The 19,366-nt window shown below is 63.0% G+C and carries 14 protein-coding genes, 2 tRNA genes and 2 pseudogenes; 4 read left to right on the top strand and 14 right to left on the bottom strand.

All coding sequences use genetic code 11. The features are described from left to right. From AUL28_RS23035 to AUL28_RS14210, 5 genes and pseudogenes are all read right to left on the bottom strand, one after another. Positions 1–622: pseudogene (locus tag AUL28_RS23035) on the bottom strand (adenylate/guanylate cyclase domain-containing protein); the annotation flags it as partial. Between the two features lie 30 nt (positions 623–652). After that, positions 653–1,168: a hypothetical protein gene (locus AUL28_RS23030; protein WP_062233746.1), complete on the bottom strand. Its 516-nt coding sequence runs from the start codon at positions 1,166–1,168 to the stop codon at positions 653–655. 255 nt (positions 1,169–1,423) lie between these two features. After that, positions 1,424–5,239 (bottom strand): vitamin B12-dependent ribonucleotide reductase, encoded by a 3,816-nt coding sequence (locus tag AUL28_RS14220; protein ID WP_374701421.1) that lies wholly within the window; start codon positions 5,237–5,239, stop codon positions 1,424–1,426. A 414-nt stretch (positions 5,240–5,653) separates the two neighbouring features. Beyond that, entirely contained in the window at positions 5,654–6,151 is a 498-nt protein-coding gene (gene gpt / locus AUL28_RS14215) for a xanthine phosphoribosyltransferase (RefSeq protein WP_058601037.1), read from the bottom strand. A gap of 79 nt (positions 6,152–6,230) precedes the next feature. Next, complete coding sequence (locus AUL28_RS14210) at positions 6,231–6,983, bottom strand: competence/damage-inducible protein A (RefSeq protein WP_062233740.1); 753 nt, start codon at positions 6,981–6,983, stop codon at positions 6,231–6,233. A 195-nt stretch (positions 6,984–7,178) separates the two neighbouring features. Here AUL28_RS14210 and wrbA point away from each other — a divergent pair, with 195 nt between their 5' ends. Continuing rightward, the gene (gene wrbA, locus AUL28_RS14205; protein WP_062233775.1) at positions 7,179–7,778 is read left to right on the top strand and encodes an NAD(P)H:quinone oxidoreductase; all 600 of its coding nucleotides are present in this window, start codon (positions 7,179–7,181) and stop codon (positions 7,776–7,778) included. A gap of 63 nt (positions 7,779–7,841) precedes the next feature. Here the strand turns inward: wrbA and AUL28_RS14200 are convergent, their stop codons facing one another. Both AUL28_RS14200 and AUL28_RS14195 read right to left on the bottom strand, forming a co-directional pair. Next, positions 7,842–8,024, bottom strand: coding sequence for a hypothetical protein (locus tag AUL28_RS14200; protein WP_062220588.1), 183 nt, complete (start codon positions 8,022–8,024; stop codon positions 7,842–7,844). A 252-nt stretch (positions 8,025–8,276) separates the two neighbouring features. Beyond that, positions 8,277–8,361: transfer RNA gene (locus tag AUL28_RS14195), tRNA-Leu, on the bottom strand. Positions 8,362–8,595: 234 nt separating this feature from the next. On the opposite strand from AUL28_RS14195, the gene ade reads away from it, so the two are divergent. Together ade and ilvA are read left to right on the top strand one after the other, a co-directional pair. After that, positions 8,596–10,380, top strand: coding sequence for an adenine deaminase (gene ade / locus AUL28_RS14190; protein ID WP_062233737.1), 1,785 nt, complete (start codon positions 8,596–8,598; stop codon positions 10,378–10,380). A gap of 310 nt (positions 10,381–10,690) precedes the next feature. Continuing rightward, a complete protein-coding gene (gene ilvA / locus AUL28_RS14185; RefSeq protein ID WP_062233734.1) occupies positions 10,691–11,944 on the top strand; it encodes a threonine ammonia-lyase IlvA in 1,254 nt (417 codons plus the stop codon). 39 nt (positions 11,945–11,983) lie between these two features. Here ilvA and AUL28_RS14180 read toward each other — a convergent pair whose 3' ends face one another. From AUL28_RS14180 to AUL28_RS14150, 7 genes are all read right to left on the bottom strand, one after another. Continuing rightward, positions 11,984–12,967 carry an alpha/beta hydrolase gene (locus AUL28_RS14180; protein ID WP_244493529.1) on the bottom strand — a complete coding sequence of 328 codons (984 nt, stop codon included), beginning with the start codon at positions 12,965–12,967 and terminating at the stop codon, positions 11,984–11,986. Between the two features lie 211 nt (positions 12,968–13,178). Then, on the bottom strand, positions 13,179–15,134 hold the full coding sequence (locus tag AUL28_RS14175) for a bifunctional 2',3'-cyclic-nucleotide 2'-phosphodiesterase/3'-nucleotidase (RefSeq protein WP_082640469.1): 1,956 nt from the start codon (positions 15,132–15,134) through the stop codon (positions 13,179–13,181). Positions 15,135–15,184: 50 nt separating this feature from the next. Beyond that, positions 15,185–15,706 carry a GNAT family N-acetyltransferase gene (locus AUL28_RS14170; RefSeq protein WP_058602363.1) on the bottom strand — a complete coding sequence of 174 codons (522 nt, stop codon included), beginning with the start codon at positions 15,704–15,706 and terminating at the stop codon, positions 15,185–15,187. A gap of 17 nt (positions 15,707–15,723) precedes the next feature. Continuing rightward, positions 15,724–16,575: a 3-mercaptopyruvate sulfurtransferase gene (sseA, locus tag AUL28_RS14165; RefSeq protein ID WP_062233727.1), complete on the bottom strand. Its 852-nt coding sequence runs from the start codon at positions 16,573–16,575 to the stop codon at positions 15,724–15,726. Between the two features lie 69 nt (positions 16,576–16,644). Then, positions 16,645–17,388 carry an alanyl-tRNA editing protein gene (locus tag AUL28_RS14160; RefSeq protein ID WP_062233724.1) on the bottom strand — a complete coding sequence of 248 codons (744 nt, stop codon included), beginning with the start codon at positions 17,386–17,388 and terminating at the stop codon, positions 16,645–16,647. After that, positions 17,385–18,428 carry a cysteine synthase A gene (locus AUL28_RS14155; protein ID WP_062233721.1) on the bottom strand — a complete coding sequence of 348 codons (1,044 nt, stop codon included), beginning with the start codon at positions 18,426–18,428 and terminating at the stop codon, positions 17,385–17,387. The genes AUL28_RS14160 and AUL28_RS14155 overlap by 4 nt, the downstream gene beginning before the upstream one ends. Before the next feature lie 282 nt (positions 18,429–18,710). Continuing rightward, positions 18,711–18,785 (bottom strand) — tRNA-Asn (locus tag AUL28_RS14150). Between the two features lie 230 nt (positions 18,786–19,015). Between AUL28_RS14150 and AUL28_RS14145 the strand changes: the two are divergent. Further along, a pseudogene (locus AUL28_RS14145) lies at positions 19,016–19,267 on the top strand (hypothetical protein); the annotation flags it as partial. Positions 19,268–19,366 lie beyond the last annotated feature (99 nt).

Here is a 19,366-nt window from a genome sequence, read left to right as displayed (position 1 = left end):
GATTGTCGATCGGCACGTCATTGGCCTCAAGCCGTTCCAGAGCCAAGTCGAACGAGCTGCGCAAAGCGCCCGAACAGATCGCGCCGGTCGAGATGGTCGCTTCCTCGTCCGTGTTGTGCGCGGTTCCTTCGAGTAGGTGACCGTGGATGCAGTCACCGATGAAGCGGACACGTCGACCACCGAAATCAGCCCACAGTACCCCATCGAGTTCCGCTCTAATCACGTGGAGACAGCGGACGATGTTCTGAGGATCGTCTTCGATGTGCGCGTTCACGTAGGCGGTGAAATTGTCGATGTCGGCATAGATGGAAACGGTATCCATGCGCTTGGAATTGCCAGGCGTCAGGAGATTAAAGTTCAAGTCCTTCAAGGGCGGTGTGGCACGGGTGAAATTGTGGGCACCGATCGGGTGATCGTCGTTATCCTTCTTCCATTCGTTGACGATCGTTGTCTTGGAGACACCCAGGTCAGCAGCATCGACGGACTTCTGAATCTCCTGCGCGGTCAGGGCCGTCGTGCTGTCCTTGTTATCGCCGAGTTCGGGCAGGCCGATAGCGCGACGTGCGTCGTTGGTCAGGTAGATGCCAACGACTGAACCATTTGAGGCGAACTTTGCGGCCATGTTCGCCGCCTTGCCCAGGAAGAGCGGCTCTCAATATCCGTTTCGACCGTTGTTGACGGCGAGAGCCAGTCCCGTGTCGATCCCGACACGTACCTGGGCGCTCGGTACGTGACTGCTCTCGTCGCCCGTTTCGGCAAGAACCTCCGTCACCAGTTGCGCGATGGCTACTGCGCGGTGAACTCGGGTCGCTTCCTGCGCCGTTCCATACGGCTTGGCGACGATCGAATGGAGACGTTGGTTGTGGAAGTCGACACGCCGCGTGTCGGTGCGCGAAAGGATGCGGTGAACTGCTCGCTGGTGCAGATTCAGGAACCTGAGGGCCCGACGGTGAGCAGTGATCCCATCGATGCCGGTGGTGGCCAGGATGTCAGCGAAGTTCAGAATCTCGACGTAGAGGTGAGCCGCATCCATGCGGTACGCCTTGTTGGTGGGGATCGACGTTAGATCCGTCTCGCGCGTGTAATCAACGATCGTCACCGTTTCGACGTCGGAGATCCGGTCGTCGATCGATTTCCTGGCGCGATCATACTTCCAATTGTTGGCCATGCTTCCGTTCCTGCGCTTGCTCGTCCGCTTCGATGCGGCTTCCAGGGTCGTCCCAACCGGGCACTCAAGGCAGGGACCGGGATTCACGTTTCGTTCCAGTAAGTATCCCTGCGCGACCTAAGCCGCGCAGGTTTCTTTTGAATGAGGCCACTTGCTTTAATTAAACGGCACTAACGTTGATAACGTTGAGTTTTCTGCGGTTCGATGTGCAAACTTTGCTGGATTTCACACATAGTGACACAACGCTCTTGTTGGTCAGGAGCACCCGGATGTGCTTCCGCAGGTGTCACACTTCAGGCAGGTTCCGTTGCGCACCATGGTGAAGTTCGAGCATTCGGAGCAGCTGTCGCCGGTGTATCCTTTCATCAAGGCTTGGGCGCGGCGTTCGGCGCTGGTGGCCCTGGGGGCGGCTTCGACCCGGGAGACGTCGCGCTCGGACGCCCCGTAGGAGAGCGGGGACTCGAAGAGACCCTGCGCTGGAGATGTGTCCGCGATAGGGGCGGGTTCTGCGAGCGGAGCCGTCTCGTAATCGCGCTTGAACGCGGTCACCTGCGCGCCGCCCGAGCGGGCGAGCGGTGCGGCGGAGCGCGGCAGAACGGCCGTGACCACCGATCCGGTCGTCGCCTTCGCGACAGGGGCCGACAGCGTGCTGCCCGAACCCTGCGGATCGGACGAGGACACGAGGCGGAACTTCGAGGTCTGACCACGCACCATGCCGGCCGAAATCGGCAAGGGAGCGGGCTTGTCGCCTTCCACGCCGCGACCGATCGTCGAGGCGCTCAACTCTTCCGGCTGGACATGGGCGAGGTCGTGTCGGCCGAGATAGGAGACCGCCAGCTCGCGGAACACGTAGTCGAGGATCGACGTCGCGTTTTTGATCGCCTCGTTGCCCTGCACCATGCCGGCCGGTTCGAAGCGCGTGAAGGTGAAGGCCTCCACATATTCATCGAGCGGCACGCCGAACTGCAGGCCGAGCGAGATGGCGATGGCAAAATTGTTCATCATCGCGCGGAAGGCAGCGCCCTCTTTATGCATGTCGATGAAGATTTCGCCAAGACGCCCGTCGTCGAACTCGCCGGTGCGCAGATAGACCTTATGGCCGCCGACGATCGCCTTCTGCGTATAGCCCTTGCGGCGGTTCGGAAGCTTCTCGCGCTCGCGGATGACCTTCTCGACCACACGTTCGACGATCCGCTCGGCGATTTCCGTCGCCTTGGCAGCGGCCGGGGCGGCTGCGATGGCGGCTGCCGTCTCCTCGACCAGATCGTCCTCGTCCGTCTCGTCAGCGATCAGCGACGCGTTGAGCGGCTGGGAAAGCTTGGAGCCGTCGCGATAGAGGGCATTGGCCTTCAGCGCGAGCTTCCAGGACAGCATGTATGCGTTGGTGCAGTCCTCCACCGCCGCATCATTCGGCATGTTGATCGTCTTGGAGATCGCGCCGGAAATGAAGGGCTGCGACGCCGCCATCATGCGGATATGCGATTCCACCGAAAGCGAGCGCTTGCCGATGCGACCGCATGGGCTGGCGCAATCGAAGACCGGCAAATGCTCAGCCTTCAGGAAGGGCGCGCCTTCCAGGGTCATCGCGCCGCAGACGTGAATATTGGCGGCCTCGATGTCTTTCCGCGAGAAGCCTAGGAAGGGCAGGATCTCGAACGAGAAGTCGTTGAGCTGCTCGTCGTTGAGGCCGAGCACCTCCTTGCAGAAGGCCTCGCCCAGCGTCCACTTGTTGACCGCGAACTTGATGTCGAAGGCGCTCTTGAGCGCGCCGTTCAACGCCTCGATCTGCTCGTCGCCGAAGCCCTTGGAGCGCAGCGAGCCCGGGTTGATGGCGGGTGCCTGGTTGATATTGCCGTGGCCGACCGCATAGGCCTCGATCTCTGCGATCTGTGCTTCGGAATAGCCGAGCGTGCGAAGAGCCTCGGGGACGGCGCGGTTGATGATCTTGAAATAGCCGCCGCCGGCGAGCTTCTTGAACTTCACCAGCGCGAAGTCAGGCTCGATGCCCGTCGTATCGCAATCCATCACGAGGCCGATCGTGCCGGTCGGCGCGATGACGGAAACCTGCGCGTTGCGATAGCCATGCTTCTCGCCCAGTTCCTGCGCCAGCGCCCAGGCCTGCTTGGCGCGGGCCGAAAGGCGCTTGTCCTTCAGCGAGGAATGGTCGAGGGGAACCGGCTCGACGGCCAAGCCTTCATAGCCGTTGGCGAGGCCATGCGCGGCGCGCGAATGGTTGCGGATGACGCGCAGCATTCCTGCGGCATTGCGCTCGTAGTCGGGGAAGGGGCCGAGCTCGCGCGCCATTTCCGCCGATGTCGCATAGGCGACGCCGGTCATGATCGCCGACAACGCGCCGCAGATCGCCCGGCCCTCGGCGGAGGAATAGGGAATGCCGGCCGTCATCAGGAGGCCGCCGATATTGGCAAAACCCAGACCCAGCGTGCGATAGTCGTAGGAACGCTGGGCGATCTCCTTCGACGGGAACTGCGCCATCAGCACGGAGACTTCGAGAACGACGGTCCAGAGACGGGTGGCGTGCTCATACGCATCCACATCGAACCGGCCGCCCGGCTCGCGGAACTGAAGCAGGTTCATGGACGCAAGATTGCAGGCCGTATCGTCCAGGAACATGTATTCCGAGCAGGGGTTCGACGCGTTGATCGCGCCGGCCGCCGCGCAGGTGTGCCAGTCGTTGATCGTCGTGTGGAATTGGATGCCGGGATCGGCCGATGCCCAGGCCGCGTAACCGATCTTCTCCCAAAGCTCGCGCGCCTTGAGGGATTTGGTCACCTTGCCGGTGGTGCGGGCGATGAGATGGTGCTCGCCGTCCTGTTCGACCGCCTGAAGAAACTCATCCGTGACGCGCACGGAATTGTTCGAGTTCTGGCCGGCGACGGTCAGGTAGGCTTCGGAATCCCAGTCGGTGTTGTAGACGGGGAAGTCGATGTCCGTGTAGCCCTGCCGCGCGAACTGGATAACGCGCTTGATGTAGCTCTCGGGAACCTGGGCGCGCTTGGCGTCCTTTACAGCGCGCTTCAGCACCGGGTTCACGTTCGGGTCGAAGCATTCCTCGCCCGTGCCGCCTTCACAGTTCACGCAGGCCGACAGGATCAGCTTCAGGTGCTTGGAGACGATCTTAGAGCCGGTGACGAGCGCCGCCACCTTTTCCTCTTCGCGCACCTTCCAGTCGATATAGGACTCGATGTCGGGGTGATCGATATCGACCACAACCATCTTGGCCGCGCGACGCGTCGTACCGCCCGACTTGATGGCACCCGCCGCGCGGTCGCCGATCTTCAGGAAGCTCATGAGGCCGGAGGACTTGCCGCCGCCCGCCAGCTTCTCGCCTTCGCCACGCAGCTGCGAGAAGTTCGAGCCGGTGCCCGAGCCGTATTTGAAGAGGCGCGCTTCGCGGACCCACAGGTCCATGATGCCGCCTTCGTTGACGAGATCGTCGGCGACGGACTGGATGAAGCAGGCATGCGGCTGCGGATGCTCATAGGACGAGGCCGAGCGCGTCAGTTCACCGCTCTGATAATCGACATAGAAATGGCCCTGGCCGGGGCCGTCGATGCCATAGGCCCAGTGCAGGCCGGTGTTGAACCATTGCGGCGAGTTCGGCGCGACCTTTTGTGTCGCGAGCATGAAGGCCAGCTCGTCACGGAAGGCGGCCGCGTCTTCTTCCGTCTGGAAGTAGCCGCCCTTCCAACCCCAATAGGTCCAGGTGCCGGAGAGGCGGTCGAAGACCTGACGTGCGTCCATCTCGGAGCCGTAACGCTCGTCCTCGGGGACGGCGGCGAGGGCGTTCTCGTCCGCTACCGAGCGCCAGAGCCAGGACGGAACGTCGTTCTCCTCGACCTTACGAAGGGCCTTCGGAACACCGGCCTTGCGGAAATATTTCTGAGCCAGAATGTCGCTTGCGACCTGACTGAACTGTGCGGGCACGTCGATGTCGGCGAGGCGGAAGACGACGGAGCCATCCGGATTGCGGATTTCGCTCGTTGCCTTGCGGAACTCCACGCTGGCATAGGCGCCCTGGCCTCGCTTGGTATAGCGCCGTTCGATCTTCAGGCCCATCGTCCTACTCCGATCAGGGAATGCCCGCCTGACGAACGCGCAAAAACGAGCGCCGACTCCAAGGCCGGCGCCGATCGCGAGGCCGAACGGCGGTATGATTCTCAGTTTGTGTTGGCTTCACTATATATGGTGTCGGTGCGGGCTGCGACCTACTGCCTGTAGTGAAACTTTAATATCCACAATCTCGCGTCAAAGGGTGTGGAAAGCGTAAAATTGGGAGCGGTCGGACGCTCACGGTCACGCGACTCAAAGCCTCATGGATCGTTCGGTTCCCTGCGCTATCGCTTATCCACAAGTTCGGTCGGATCGAGCGGTGGCTCCCAGACGGCCAAAAATAAACGCTGGCTCCCGGAGGAACCAGCGTTCGATAAAATTGGCTTGGGACAGGTGTGGATGCTGGGGAAAACCTCAGCCTGCCGAGCCCTTGGCGATGGGCGCCTGGAAGGTGAGGCCGAGGTCCCACGGGAAGAAAATCCAGGTGTCCTGGCTCACCTCGGTGATGAACGTATCCACCAGCGGCCGGCCCTTGGGCTTGGCATAGACCGTGGCGAAATGCGCCTTGGGCAGCATGGCGCGCACCAGCGCGGCTGTCTTGCCCGTATCGGTCAAGTCGTCGACGATCAGAATGCCTTCGCCGTCCTCTTCCCGCAGGATAGGGGAGATGTCTTTGAGAACCTGCAATTCGCCCTGCGTGTCGTAGTCGTGATAGGAGGCGATGCAGACCGTCTCGATTAACCGCGTGCCCAGCTCGCGCGCGATGATCGCGGCCGGCACGAGCCCGCCGCGCGTGATGCAGACGATCGCCTTCCACTCGCTGCGCAGACCCGCCAGACGCCAGGCGAGCGCCCGCGCGTCACGGTGGAACTGTTCCCAGGACACGGGAAAGGACTTGTCGGGCGTCGTCATGCTGATCTCCGAAGGGCTTACGCGCGTAAGCGGCGTGCGATAACGCCTCGCATCGTTTCGGGCAAGTCTTCGGCCCGCTTCAGCTTTTCGCCGCCATTTCGGCGACCATCGCTTCCACCGCCTCGCGCGCGCCGGCCAGCGCCTGCGCGTCGCGCGAGCGGATAACGAGTTCCGTCGAATAGCGCTGCCCGTCGAAGCGCGGATAGGAGCCGATGGCGACGGCGGGATGCTGCTTCTGGATCTGCGAGAGCGGGCCGCCGATGTCGCCCTCGCCGAAAGGGCAGGCGACGGAGGCGCTTTCCATGACCGGGCCACCGGGCAGGGTGGGCAGGACATTGTCCAGCATCGCGACGAAGATGGACGGCACGCCGGCCATGACGAACACATTGCCGATCTGAAAGCCCGGCGCGACCGAAACCGGATTGTCGATCAGCGACGCGCCCTCGGGCGTTCGGGCCATGCGCATCCGCGCCTCCGTAAAGGGGAGCTCGCGCGCGGCGTAGTGCCGCGCCAGCCGGTCCATCGCTTCGGGATGCTGGATCAAGGGCAGCGCGAAGGCTTTTGCGACGGCTTCCGCCGTGATGTCGTCATGGGTCGGGCCGATGCCGCCGGAGGTAAAGACGTGATCGTAACGGTTGCGTAGCGCGTTCAGCGCTTCGATGATCGCGCTCTCGTCGTCCGCGACGATGCGCACTTCCTTCAGATCAATGCCGGCGAGCGTCAGAACGCCGGCGAGATGAGCGATGTTGCGATCCTTGGTGCGGCCGGACAGGAGTTCGTCCCCGATCGCCAGCATGGCAGCCGTGGGGGCGGGCTGAAGAGCCTCAGTCATTTCGATCGATCCTTCGATTCGCCTGTCGCGCGACAGGGGCCGGCAGTCGCATGAAGATAAAGCGACGGCGGCAGGTGCCAACCGGAAGACAGAGCGTCAATGGATCGTGGCTCGCTTTACCGCGCGAATGGCGCTCTATCTTGCCCTCGGCATGGCGCGGGTAGGCCGCGTCAGATTTGAGCGACAGGGATGACGATGGCGAAGGTTCTCGTGCTGTATTATTCGAGCTATGGCCACATCGAAACCATGGCGAAGGCTGTGGCCGAAGGCGCGCGCGAGGTTGGCGCGGAAGTGGACATCAAGCGCGTGCCCGAGACCGCGCCGGCCGAAGTGGTCCAGGCCGCCGGTTTCAAGACCAACCATGATTTCCCCGAGGCGCAGCCGGAAGAACTCGCCAACTACGACGCGATCATCGTTGGCGTGCCGACCCGCTACGGCAACATGGCCTCGCAGATGGCCGCCTTCTGGGATCGCACCGGCGGCCTCTGGTACCAGGGCAAGCTGATCGGCAAGGTCGGTGGCGTGTTCGCCTCCTCGGCCACCCAGCATGGCGGCAACGAAGCGACGATCCTGTCTGTCCACAAGACCCTCCTGCATCACGGTCTCGTGATCGTCGGCTTGCCCTATTCCTTCCAGGGCCAGATGGCCTCGGATCAGATCGTCGGCGGCACGCCCTACGGCGCGACGACGATCGCCAATGGCGATGGCTCGCGTCAGCCCAGCGCGATCGAACTCGACGGCGCGAAGTTCCAAGGCAAGCATATCGCGGAAATCGCGGCCAAGCTCACCGCCTGATGGCTCATGGCGCGGTGGGGAGGAGCTCCGCCGCGCCATGCCTGTTGCGAACTGATCTGTTCTTTATTTGCAGGTGGCCGCGTCGGACGATCCGTCTCGCTCCAAGGCGACGCGAAGCGTATCCAGAGCGACATTGTCGCTGCGCAGGTGATCCAGCATTTCGTCCATACGGATGTCGTCGTGATCGAACGCAATCCAGTCGGCGTCCGGCGTGGAGGAAAGTGGGAAAAGTCTTGCCTGCATCATAAGGTGTTCCCCCTGGAAGCAACCTTGAACCGCTACCGGCATCACAGCACAGCGCATAAACCTTAACAAGCGCCCCAAACCTGCGCTTATTGGCGCACAACTCGAAGATCAAATAGTCTGATAAATTGGTAAGTTGCTGCGATTGAAGCTGAAACTTCGCTCGATAGATGGTCAGATGACATTCACCCACCGCACGGCATAGTTAAAAATTGCTAAGCTGAGCCGCGAGAAGCGATCCATCGTCTGATCATTTGGTACGGGCTGCGGGACTCGAACCCGCACGAACAAAGTTCGAGGGATTTTAAGTCCCTTGCGTCTACCATTTCGCCAAGCCCGCGCACCCCACGTGTGGGGATTTGAAGCCGCGTCAGCGGGTCTCGTTCAAGACGCCGTAGCGCATCTGCTTCTTGCTTGATAGCCTCCTCGCATCACTTCCTCAATCCCTGTTTTCGCGCTCTCGATCACCTGTCCCGCGAGCCGTGGTGGAACACGTCCTCTGACCCGACAGCATGGATTTTCGGACGTTGGGCCGATACGAAGAGAGGAATTGGCCGAGCCGAATGGAACTCCGATGAACGCTTTCGAAGACGTCGCCCCGAAGCTCGTGGATGTCGCGATGGGCCGCCGGCCGGCCGATCTCGTTGTGCGCGGCGGACGCTGGGTGAATGTCCATTCCGGCGAGATCATTCCGGAGACTGATTTCGCGGTCGTGGAAGGTCGCTTCGCCTATTGCGGCCCGGACGCCTCCCACTGCATCGGCGAGGGAACCGAGATCGTGGAAGCGAACGGGCGCTATGTCGTGCCCGGCCTGTGCGACGCGCATATGCATGTCGAAAGCGGCATGGTGACGGTGACGGAGTTCTGCCGCGCGGTCATCCCGCATGGCACGACCTCCATGTTCATCGACCCGCATGAGATCGCCAACGTTCTGGGGCTCGCCGGCGTTCGGCTCATGCATGATGAGGCGGTGGAGCAACCCGTCAATGTCTGGGTGCAGATGCCCTCCTGCGTGCCGTCGGCACCGGGGCTTGAAGAAGCCGGCGCGAGCGTGACGCCGGACGACGTGGCGCAGGCCATGGCATGGCCCAATATGATCGGCCTTGGCGAGGTCATGAACTTTCCCGGCGTAATCGCCAACGATCCGACCATGGTCGGCGCCATCGCGGCAACGCGGCGTGCGGGCAGGACGGTCGGCGGCCATTACGCCTCGCCCGATCTCGGTCGGTCCTTCCATGCCTATGTCGCCGGCGGCCCGCAGGACGACCATGAAGGCACCCGCATGGAGGATGCGATCGCGCGTGTGCGGCAGGGCATGAAGGCCATGCTGCGCCTGGGATCGGCCTGGTACGACGTGGCCGAACAGATCCGGGCCGTCACGGAACAGGGGCTCGACTCCCGGCACGTCATTCTCTGCACGGACGACTGCCATTCGGGAACGCTGATTCATGACGGCCACATGAACCGCGTCGTGCGCCATGCTATCGCGCAGGGACTGAAGCCCATCACCGCGATTCAGATGGCCACCATCAACACCGCCGAGCATTTCGGCCTCGAGCGCGAGATCGGCTCCGTCACCCCCGGCCGCCGCGCGGATTTCCTGCTCGTGTCTCATCTGGCGGAGCTCAAGATCGACGCCGTCTTCGCGCGCGGCCGGAAGCTCGCTGAAAACGGGCGGCTCGTGGCGGACATCCCCGCATATGCCTATCCGGGCAGCGCCATCGGAACGGTGAAGCTTGGTCGCCGCATGAAGGCGGAGGACTTCCTGCTGGCCGCGCCTGAGGGACGCAACGAGGTGACGGCGAGGGTGATCGGCGTCGTGGAAAACCAGGCGCCGACGCGAGCGCTGACGGCGACCTTGCCGGTTGTCGATGGCGCGGTGCCCGGCGACGAGGCCCAGGACATCTGCCGTATCGCGCTGGTCGAACGCCATCGCGCGACGGGCGAGGTCGTGAACGCGTTTGTCTCTGGCTTCGGCTATCGTGGCCGCTGTGCCATGGCCTCCACGGTCGCCCATGACAGCCACCACATGATCGTCGTCGGCACGGATGGCGAGTGCATGGCCAAGGCCGCCAATCGGCTGGGCGAAGTCGGGGGCGGCGTGGTCTTCTTTGCCGATGGCGAAGAAAAGGCTTTGATCGAGATGCCTGTGGCCGGTCTCATGTCGGTGGAGCGGGCGGAAATCGTCGCCGAAAAGGCGGACCGCCTGATCGCTGCCATGCGCGCGGCCGGCTGCGCGTTGAACAATGCCTATATGCAGCATTCGCTCTTGGCGCTCGTCGTCATTCCCGCCCTGCGCATCTCAGACAAGGGGCTGGTGGACGTGACGCGCTTCGAAATTGTGGACGTCTTCTTCTGATGCCTACGTCGGCGCGGCTTTACAAATCCTCCGCCATGGAGGAAGAGCAAAGCCGATCGAAACGGGAAGCGAAGGGAGACGTGCGATGACGCCAAGAACATCGATCGGCGGGATCGTCTCCCTGATTATCGGCGCCGGCGCCCTCTAGGTTCGCCGCCGCTGCGTGGCAGCGATCAGCGCAGAGCGCGTCCGGCTTGCGCCGCCCGTCCGATGACGGCCCGCCGCATCCGAGCCTATCAGGCCTTGAGGCCCGCTTCCAAGCGGCACGAGCATTTCCGTACCGTCCCGCCCTTCGACGAAGATTCGTTTCATGACCCAGTCTGACTTTCACGCCCGCGTCGCGCAGGCGGAAGACTCCCTACGCGCGCTTTTCCCCGAGACGCCGCTGCAGCTCAACGAGCATCTTTCGAACATCTATGGCGCGCGCATTTATCTGAAGCGCGAGGATCTGACGCCGGTGCGCTCCTACAAGATCCGCGGCGCTTTCAATTTTATGCGCAAGCGATTGGCGCAGGGCGGCCCGGCGGCGCGGTTCACCTGCGCTTCGGCCGGCAATCACGCGCAGGGCTTCGCCTTCGCCTGCCGACACTTCGGGGTCGAAGGGCGCGTGTATATGCCCGTGACGACACCGCAGCAGAAGATCGACAAGACGCGAACCTTCGGCAACGGCGCGGTCGAGATCGAACTCGTCGGCGACTTTTTCGACGATTGCTACACGGCGGCCCGCGCTTACGCGGCCTCCGGCCAAGCCGAAATGGTGCCGCCCTTCGATCATGCCGATATCGTCGAAGGTCAAGCGACGGTCGCGTTGGAAGTCTTGCGCCAGCTCGGCGACGAAGCGCTGGATATGCTCGTCCTGCCGGTCGGCGGCGGCGGCCTCGCTTCGGGCATGGCGCTCTATTTCGATGGTCAGCGCAAGCCCGCCTTCCGCCTCGTGGAGCCGCTGGGCGCACCGAGCCTGCGCACGAGCCTTCAGGAGAAGCGCCGCGTGCGTCTGCCGCAGATGGAAGGCTTCGTGGACGGCGCGGCGGTGGCCGAGATCGGCGCCTTGCCCTTCGAAATCCTCAGCCGCTTCTCGCCGGAGCAGGTGGTGCTGGCCCCGGAAGGTCGACTCTGCCGCACCATGCTGGAAATGCTGAATGTCGAGGGCATCGTGTTGGAGCCCGCCGGCGCGCTGGCGATCGACGCGCTGCGCACGCTCGGACCCGAGGTGAAGGGCAAGACGGTCGTGCTGGTCGTCTCGGGCGGCAATTTCGATTTCGAGCGCTTGCCGGATGTGAAGGAGCGCGCACTGCGCTTCGAGGGCCGCAAAAAATATTTCATCCTGCGCCTGGCCCAGCGCCCCGGTGCGCTTCGCGACTTCCTGGCCCTGCTGGGACCGGACGACGATATCGCTCGCTTCGAATATTTGAAGAAGAGCACCCGCGAGTTCGGCTCGATCCTGCTTGGCATCGAAACGCGCGAGCCCGGCAATTTCGACATCCTGCTGCGTCGCTTTGCCGACGAAGGCATCCGCTATCAGGATATCACCGAAAACCAGATCATGTCCGATCTGTTGATCTGACGATGCGAGCGGGCGGCCTTCGAGCCGCCCGTCTTCGTTTCAGCGCGCCGGCAGCGCTTCGATCCATCGGGCGATCTGGTCTGCCAGCCGTGCGGTCGTCGCAGGCGACACGATGTCGCCCGCCAGGAGATGGTGCTCGGGATCGCCATCGTCGGTCACGCTGATCTCCTCATGCGGCGCGCCCCAATGAGCGGCGATCACGGCCGTTTTCTCCGGGTTCACCAGAACATCGTTGGGCGAGGTGATGAACAAGGCCGGGACGTGGATTGCGGACATATCGAGGCCGCGCACGACCTCGACCAGACGTGCCATGGGTAGAAGCGCGCTGGTGGGATAGCTCACCGTCCAATTGGTGGTAAAGGCGTCGTTGAGCGGCGTATAGGAATAGGTCTCGTCCTGGAGATAGGGCAGGAGCTTGCGCGCGAAGGGCAACGTCAGAGCGAAGCTGCGCCAGTTCTGCAGCCCATAATTCGGCGAGAGGGCGACGAGGCCCGCCATATCCTGCGACAGGTCCGGGCGGCTGGCGGCCAGCGTTGCCAGGGTCGCGCCGGTCGAGGAGCCGATCACCACGACCCGCTCGCCGATGCGCCGGCCGATCGCCATGGCTTCCGCCATATCATCGACCCAATCCCCGACGGTCGCTTCGCCCATGGCCGCGCCGTTGCGGCCGTGGCCCGACAGGCGCGTGTAGAAGAGGTTTGCGCCGATCTTCTTGGCCACATCGTCCACAAGGGGGCGGAGCTCACCCTTGGCGGCGGAAAAGCCATGAACATAGACCAAGGCGATCGGAGTCTTAGCTTTTGAAAGCGGGTAGGCCCAGACGATCTCCTTCTCCGCATTCGAACGAAGGTTCGGGACGTCGGCTTCCGTTCGAGCGAGATAGCTTGCGGGATCATCGCCGATCGCGGCCGCGCTGAATTGCGGCTCCAGCCTTGCAGGCTCGCGCGGGCCGAAAACCCAGAGACCCGCGAGAATCAGAACGATCGGGATGAGAACGAGCAAGGTGCGGCGCAAGATCAGCAAGTGAGCATCCTATGGCGCGCAGGGCCGCGCGAGCGAGCGGTGCGACGAAGGCAATTGGGATGCCGGGCCAGACTTTGGCCACGGCTCTCCAACAGGCTCTAAAAGACCAAGACGATCTTTTGAAGCCGGGACTTCAACCACAACTGCCAGGATCGTCGCTCGCTTGCCAAGAAAATCCCGCCGCCGCCGTCTCGCCTCGGCGGGAAGGGCATTAGAGCGGCAAGCGATAACGCGCGTATCCATCGTCCGTGCGGCCGGCATCCTGAAGTTTCAGATCGGCGACGTCGTTGAGATGCGCGGCAGAGGCAGGACCTGTGCTGAACAGAACGGAGGTGCCGGCCGCCGGCTCGAAGCGCCAGTTGCGATCGGCTGTCGGGTTGATCGTCTTCTGTTCGATGATGTAGCGAATCAGCACGTCGCGATTGGCGTCCGGCGCGATGAAGACGATCTTGTCCGGCCCGATTCCGGGGAATTTGCCACCGCCACCCGCGCGGTAATTGTTCGTCACCACGACGAACTCGGCCTGTGGGTCGATCGGCTTGCCGTCGAAGGCAAGGTCCACGATGCGGGAACTATTCGCGTTGACGAGCTTGCCATCCTTGTCGAAGCGGGCCGGCTTGGTCACGTCGATCCGATAGGTCACACCGTCGATCACATCGTAATTATAGGACGGGAAGCCGTCGGCGATCAGTTCCTGATCGGCCTTGCCCGGTTCGACCTGCCGAAAGATGCCGGCCGACATGTCGAGCCAGTCCCGCACGCCGGCGCCCGTGATGCGAACGGCCTGAACCGTGTTGGGATAGAGATAGAGATCGGCCACGTTGCGGATCGCGATCGGGCCGGCCGGAATATCGGTGAAATAATCCGGCCCAGAACGACCGCCCGACTTGAAGGGTGCTGCCGCCGACAGAAGGGGCAGATCCTTCAGCTCGGTCTGCGCCAGGATCTCCTTCATGTACCAGAGCTGGGCCTGATTCACGATCTGGACGGACGGATCATCCGCCACCAGCGCGAAATAGGAATGAAGCGGCGCGCTCGTCTCGCCGACCGGGCGCCGGACATAGGTCAGCGTCGCCTCATGCTCGGCCCGCGCGGCATCGAGAACGGCGGCCTTCGATTCCACCAGCGCCTTGGGCTTGCGATCGACCCGCTCATAGATCGGGCGCAGTTCGCAACTGGCCTCGGCGATTTTCCAGCGATCGCCTGCGCGTTCCAATCGAAGATCGATCACGCCGAGATCGGAGCCCCAGAAGCCAGCCATAACGGCGGGCTTGCCGGCCAGCGTTCCCTTTTCCGCATCCGCGCCATCGATGGCTTTGAAATCCTCGCCGGGAAAGCGCAGGTGCTGGTGGCCGCAGAAAAGGGCGTCGATCCCTTCCACCGAGGCGAGCTGCAGCGCGGCGTTCTCCAGCCCTGCGTCGTCAGTCGAGCCGGAGGCGATGCCGGAATGGCAAAGCGCCAAGATGAGATCGACCTTCTCGGCGCGGAGCTTGGGCACGAGATCGCGCGCCGCTTCCACGATCCCGCGCGTGGTGGCGCGATCCTTGAGGTTCTGCGCGTCCCAGACGCTGATCTGCGGCGGCAGGAAGCCGATCACCCCGATGCGGATCGGATGGCGCGTGCCGTCGCCGAGTTCGAGCTGGCGGTCCAACACGATGTACGGACGAACGAGCGGCTCGCCCGACGCTTTCAGCACGTTGGCGCTGACGACAGGAAAGTTCGCTTTGGCGAGCGTATGGTCGAGAAAGTCGAGCCCGTAATTGAATTCGTGGTTGCCGAGCGTGCCGGCATCATAGTTCAGCGTGTTCATGGCCGCGACGACCGGATGCATGTCGCCTGCCTTCATGCCGCGCTCGAAGGCGATGTAATCGCCCATCGGGTTGCCTTGCAGAAAGTCGCCATTGTCGAACAGCAGCGAGTTGCGCGCCTCGGCCCGGATGCGATCGATATGGGCTGCCGTGCGCGCCAGCCCGACGGTCGGCGTCTCCTTGTCGGCGTAATAGTCGTAGGGGAAGACGTTGACGTGGAGATCGGTCGTTTCCATCAGGCGCAGATGAGCCTGATGGGCCTCGGCCCGCGCGCTCCAGGGATGCATGAGGACACCGGCCGCCGCCGCGCTGCCGGCGGCCAGGAAATGTCTGCGGTTGAGCTTGGCGTCGGCAGTCATGGCATGTCCTTTCGAACGCGGACCCAAGCTCCGAGCGCCGGGCCGCTTCATCAATCGTCGTAGGCCGGCGTCGAAACCTCGCGGGTCGACAGCGGACGGAACCCCATCTTGCGGTAGAGCGGAAGCGCTGCCGGGTGATCCAGCGTGTTCGTTTCCACCGTCAGCGCGCTCGGCTGCTCCTCGAAGGCGGTGGTGATGGCCTGAGACAGGAGGTGGCGTGCAAGACCTTGCCCTCGGAATTCGGGCAGAATTCCGAAATGAACGAGTCGCGTGTCGCGCGGCGCGCGGCCGACATCCAGTTCGAACCATCCGGCCGGAACGCCGTCGCAGTAGAGGATGCGTAATCGTACATTCTGCGCATGAATTTCGCGTGACAGGCTGGCGTCGGGCAGCCGGCGCGAGGTCCAGTGATAGGGCTTGCCCACCGCTTCGTAGAGATAGCGGTAATAGCCGAGCGGAATCTGGCGAACCTTCAAAAGCACATAGTCGCGCCCGTTCTGAGGGGCGGGCACGGGCCGTTCGGGCAGCTGGTGCATGACGAGCTGCGTGACGGTGGTGGTGAGAAGGCGCATGATTCGGGGTCAGTCTTTCATCGAGCGGGGCCGGTCTCGACCGGCGTGTCGTCGCGGGAGCCCCATTCGGTCCAGGAGCCGTCGTAGAGTCGTACAGTGTGATTGTGGAGCGAGGCGAGCGCGAAATTGATGGCTGCGGCCGTCACGCCCGATCCGCAGGAGGTCACGACGGGCTGGGAGGGATCGATGCCGGCTTCAGCGAACACGGTGCGCAACGCGTCCAGGCTCTTGAGGCGGCCGTTCTCAACCAAATGCCCGATGGGCACGGAGCGCGCACCCGGCATGTGCCCGCTGCGGACGCCTTGGCGCGGCTCGGGCGCTTCGGCCCGGAAGCGTTCCGGCGAGCGCGCGTCGGCGATCTGGTGTGCGCCGCTATCCACGATGCGCTTCATCTCATCCAGAAACACGACCGCGTTCGTGTCGAGCTTGGCCTGGAACGAAGCGGGCCGCGGGGAGGCCGGGCCGGTTTCCAGGCGATAGCCGGCTTCCGTCCAGGCCGGCAGGCCGCCATCCAGCAGCCGCACATCCCGAGCGCCGAAGGTTCGCAGCAACCACCAGACCCGCGGCGCGGAAAAGAAGCCGAGTCCGTCATAGACGACGACCGTATCGGTCTCGCGAATCCCCAACGCGCCGACCGCCTGAGCGAAGAAGGCTTCGTCCGGCAGCGTGTGGGGCAGGGGCGACGATGTGTCGGCGATCTCGTCCTGGTCGAAGAACACCGCTCCGGGGATATGGCCGGCCTCGAACTCAGGCCGCGCCAATCTCTTCTGCGCCGGCAGATACCAGGACGCATCCACGATCGAGAGACCGTCACGGCCGATATGGCGTTCGAGTTCAGACGCGCTGATCAAGAAGGGATTGTCGCTCACCGGAGCCTCGTTGCCGACTGTTCGGCCGCCAACATAGAGAGAGCGGCCGCTGGACGGAAGAGCGAAGCGTCAGGCGAGGGACGCCTCGCCGAAGCGCACACGAAAGCGGCGGTTTGTCTTGCCCTTCTTCTCGATCTTGGCGATGTGAATGTCTCCGATTTCTTGCGTTTCGGACACATGCGTTCCACCGCAGGGCTGGGAATCCACCTCGCCCTCGGCTCCGATGACGACGAGCCGCACTCTGCCCGAGCCATGCGGCGGGCGCACATGGGCGGATTTCACCAGAGATGGGTTGGCGTCGAGTTCGGCATCCGTAATCCAGCGGATGGAAACCGGATGATTGGCCCGCACCAACTCCATGAGTTGGCGCGTCACCTCCGTTTTGTCGGTGTCGGCCTCCGGTAGATCGAAATCGATTCGGCCATCGTCCTCTCCCACCGCCGCGCCCGTCACCGGATAGGGACAGACGACGGTGAGGAGGTGCAGCGCCGTGTGCATCCGCATCATGCGATAACGCCGCGCCCAATCCACGTGTAAGATCAGCGTTTCGCCGGGCTCGGGCTGCGGTGAGGTCTCGTCCAGCACCAGGAGGATCGCCGAGCGATCTTCGTTGTAGCGGGTATCCACCACAAGCAGCTGCGTCCCGTCCGCCCGCTCGATGAAGCCGCGATCTCCCGGCTGTCCTCCGCCCGCGGGAAAGAAGTTCGAGCGATCGAAGACCAGACCGGCTGTGCCTTCGATTCGAAGGAGACGCGCTTCCATGGTCGAGAGATAGCTGTCCTCGCTATAGACGGCGTCGGTTTCCCCGCTCATGCGTCAACCCGTGCAAACGGGATGTCGAACTCCGGCTGCCGCTCTAGCCATGCGGGAAGAGGCAGGTTCTTCGAGCGCAGGAAACTCGGATTGAAGAGCTTGGACTGGTAGCGATTGCCGTAGTCGCACAAGATCGTCACGATCGTATGGCCCGGACCCATTTCGCGCGCCATACGGATGGCGCCCGCGATGTTGATGCCCGATGAGCCACCGAGGCACAGGCCTTCGTCACCGATCAGATCGAACAGGATCGGCAAAGCTTCTTCATCGGGAATTTGATACGCGAAGTCGGGCTCAAACCCGTCGAGATTGGCCGTGATACGACCCTGCCCGATGCCTTCGGTGATCGAGCTGCCTTCCGAATGGAATTCGCCCGTCGTGTAATAGCTGTAGAGCGCTGCGCCCAAGGGATCGGCAATGCCGATCTTGATATGGCTGGAATGGCGCTTCAGCCCCATGGCGGTGCCCGCCAGCGTGCCGCCGGTTCCCACGGCACAGATGAAGCCATCGACCTGACCGCCGGTCTGGTGCCAGATTTCCTCGGCGGTGGTGACCACATGCCCCTCGCGGTTGGCGAGGTTGTCGAACTGGTTGGCCCAGATCGCGCCGTTCGGATGGGTCTTGGCCAGCTGCTCGGCCAAGCGGCCGGACAGCTTCACGTAGTTGTTGGGGTTCTTGTAGGGGACGGCTGGAACTTCGATCAGCTCCGCGCCCATCAGGCGGAGTGCGTCCTTCTTCTCCTGCGCCTGCGTCTCGGGAATGACGATGACGGTCTTGTAGCCGAGCGCGTCCGCTACGAGCGACAAGCCGATGCCCGTATTGCCCGCCGTCCCCTCGACGATGATGCCGCCCGGCTGAAGCAGGCCCCGCGCTTCGGCGTCGCGAATGATGAAGAGCCCGGCGCGATCCTTCACGGATTGACCGGGGTTCAGGAATTCCGCCTTGCCGTAAATCTCGCAGCCCGTGAGTTCGCTGGCCTTGGCGAGGCGGATCAACGGCGTGTTGCCGATGGCGTCGATAACGGAGTTGAATCTGGACATGGCGGCTCCGAATCGAGTGCGTTGATGAGCAGGAGCCTAGGGTGGCGGCAGGGGGGCGGCAAGGACGCGGCATCCCCCGAAAGCCCAACCATTGGAAGCTTGATCTCGTATCGGACCCATCGGCGCAACGCTGATTTCGTTCGAAGCACGCTCGGTGTGGCCTACTCAAGCGATGTTCAGAAGCGGGAGAACGCTGTCTCCGCGGATGCACACGCAAGCAGTCTTCGCGAAACGTACCACGTCGCGAGGAAGTTATCATAAGGGGTAGGGGAAAGTTTCTTGTGGCTCCCCGGGCCGGATTCGAACCAGCGACCGATCGATTAACAGTCGATTGCTCTACCACTGAGCTACCGGGGAATGGTTCGCATCTGCTGCGAACGAAGAGCCCTATACATCGAGTCGTTTTGATTTGGAAAGAGGGCGGGCACCTGTCGCGGCTGTTTTTTCGATCTGCCCTTCTTTCGGCACCGTCATGGTAAAGATGCTTTCTCGTACGCGTCAGCCATGGCCCCGACCACCTCTGGAGAAGCGGGGATCATGATCCTATGTCGATCAAGTCAGACGCTGTTTCGAGGGGCATCAGGTGCATGAGCGTTGATCCGCCGCGCAAGCGCGAATTCTTCAAGCTTCGCGGCAATCGAATCGAGATTTTCGGTCGGTCGATCCGCTTGCCGGCCAATCGGTTCGCACGCATGGGCCTGGGCATCGCCTTCATGATCGGCGGCGTCTTCAGCTTCCTTCCCATTTTGGGGCTCTGGATGCTGCCGCTGGGGCTGGTGATTCTGTCGGTCGACATGCCCTTCGTGCGACGGTTTCGGCGTCGAAGCGAGGTAAAGTGGGGCCGTTATCGTCGGCCCAAATACATAGCCGCCGCCACGGGTGAGGAGAGCAGAGGCTGGTATCGCTGGGTCCGGCTGCCGTCCTTTGGCCGGCGATAA

The organism is Aureimonas sp. N4 (genome assembly GCF_001463925.1).
GTDB lineage: Bacteria > Pseudomonadota > Alphaproteobacteria > Rhizobiales > Rhizobiaceae > Aureimonas > Aureimonas ureilytica_A.
Note: the sequence above shows the minus strand (reverse complement) of the source record. Positions and strands in the feature narration are given on the sequence as shown.

Excerpts from the sequence above, each read along its gene's own strand:
- ade (WP_062233737.1), top strand. The coding sequence starts at position 8,596 with ATGAACGCTTTCGAAGACGTCGCCCCGAAGCTCGTGGATGTCGCGATG.
- AUL28_RS14175 (WP_082640469.1), bottom strand. The coding sequence starts at position 15,134 with ATGACTGCCGACGCCAAGCTCAACCGCAGACATTTCCTGGCCGCCGGC.
- AUL28_RS14160 (WP_062233724.1), bottom strand. The coding sequence starts at position 17,388 with ATGAGCGGGGAAACCGACGCCGTCTATAGCGAGGACAGCTATCTCTCG.
- ilvA (WP_062233734.1), top strand. The coding sequence starts at position 10,691 with ATGACCCAGTCTGACTTTCACGCCCGCGTCGCGCAGGCGGAAGACTCC.
- AUL28_RS14170 (WP_058602363.1), bottom strand. The coding sequence starts at position 15,706 with ATGCGCCTTCTCACCACCACCGTCACGCAGCTCGTCATGCACCAGCTG.
- AUL28_RS14155 (WP_062233721.1), bottom strand. The coding sequence starts at position 18,428 with ATGTCCAGATTCAACTCCGTTATCGACGCCATCGGCAACACGCCGTTG.
- AUL28_RS14210 (WP_062233740.1), bottom strand. The coding sequence starts at position 6,983 with ATGACTGAGGCTCTTCAGCCCGCCCCCACGGCTGCCATGCTGGCGATC.
- gpt (WP_058601037.1), bottom strand. The coding sequence starts at position 6,151 with ATGACGACGCCCGACAAGTCCTTTCCCGTGTCCTGGGAACAGTTCCAC.
- wrbA (WP_062233775.1), top strand. The coding sequence starts at position 7,179 with ATGGCGAAGGTTCTCGTGCTGTATTATTCGAGCTATGGCCACATCGAA.
- AUL28_RS23030 (WP_062233746.1), bottom strand. The coding sequence starts at position 1,168 with ATGGCCAACAATTGGAAGTATGATCGCGCCAGGAAATCGATCGACGAC.
- AUL28_RS14200 (WP_062220588.1), bottom strand. The coding sequence starts at position 8,024 with ATGATGCAGGCAAGACTTTTCCCACTTTCCTCCACGCCGGACGCCGAC.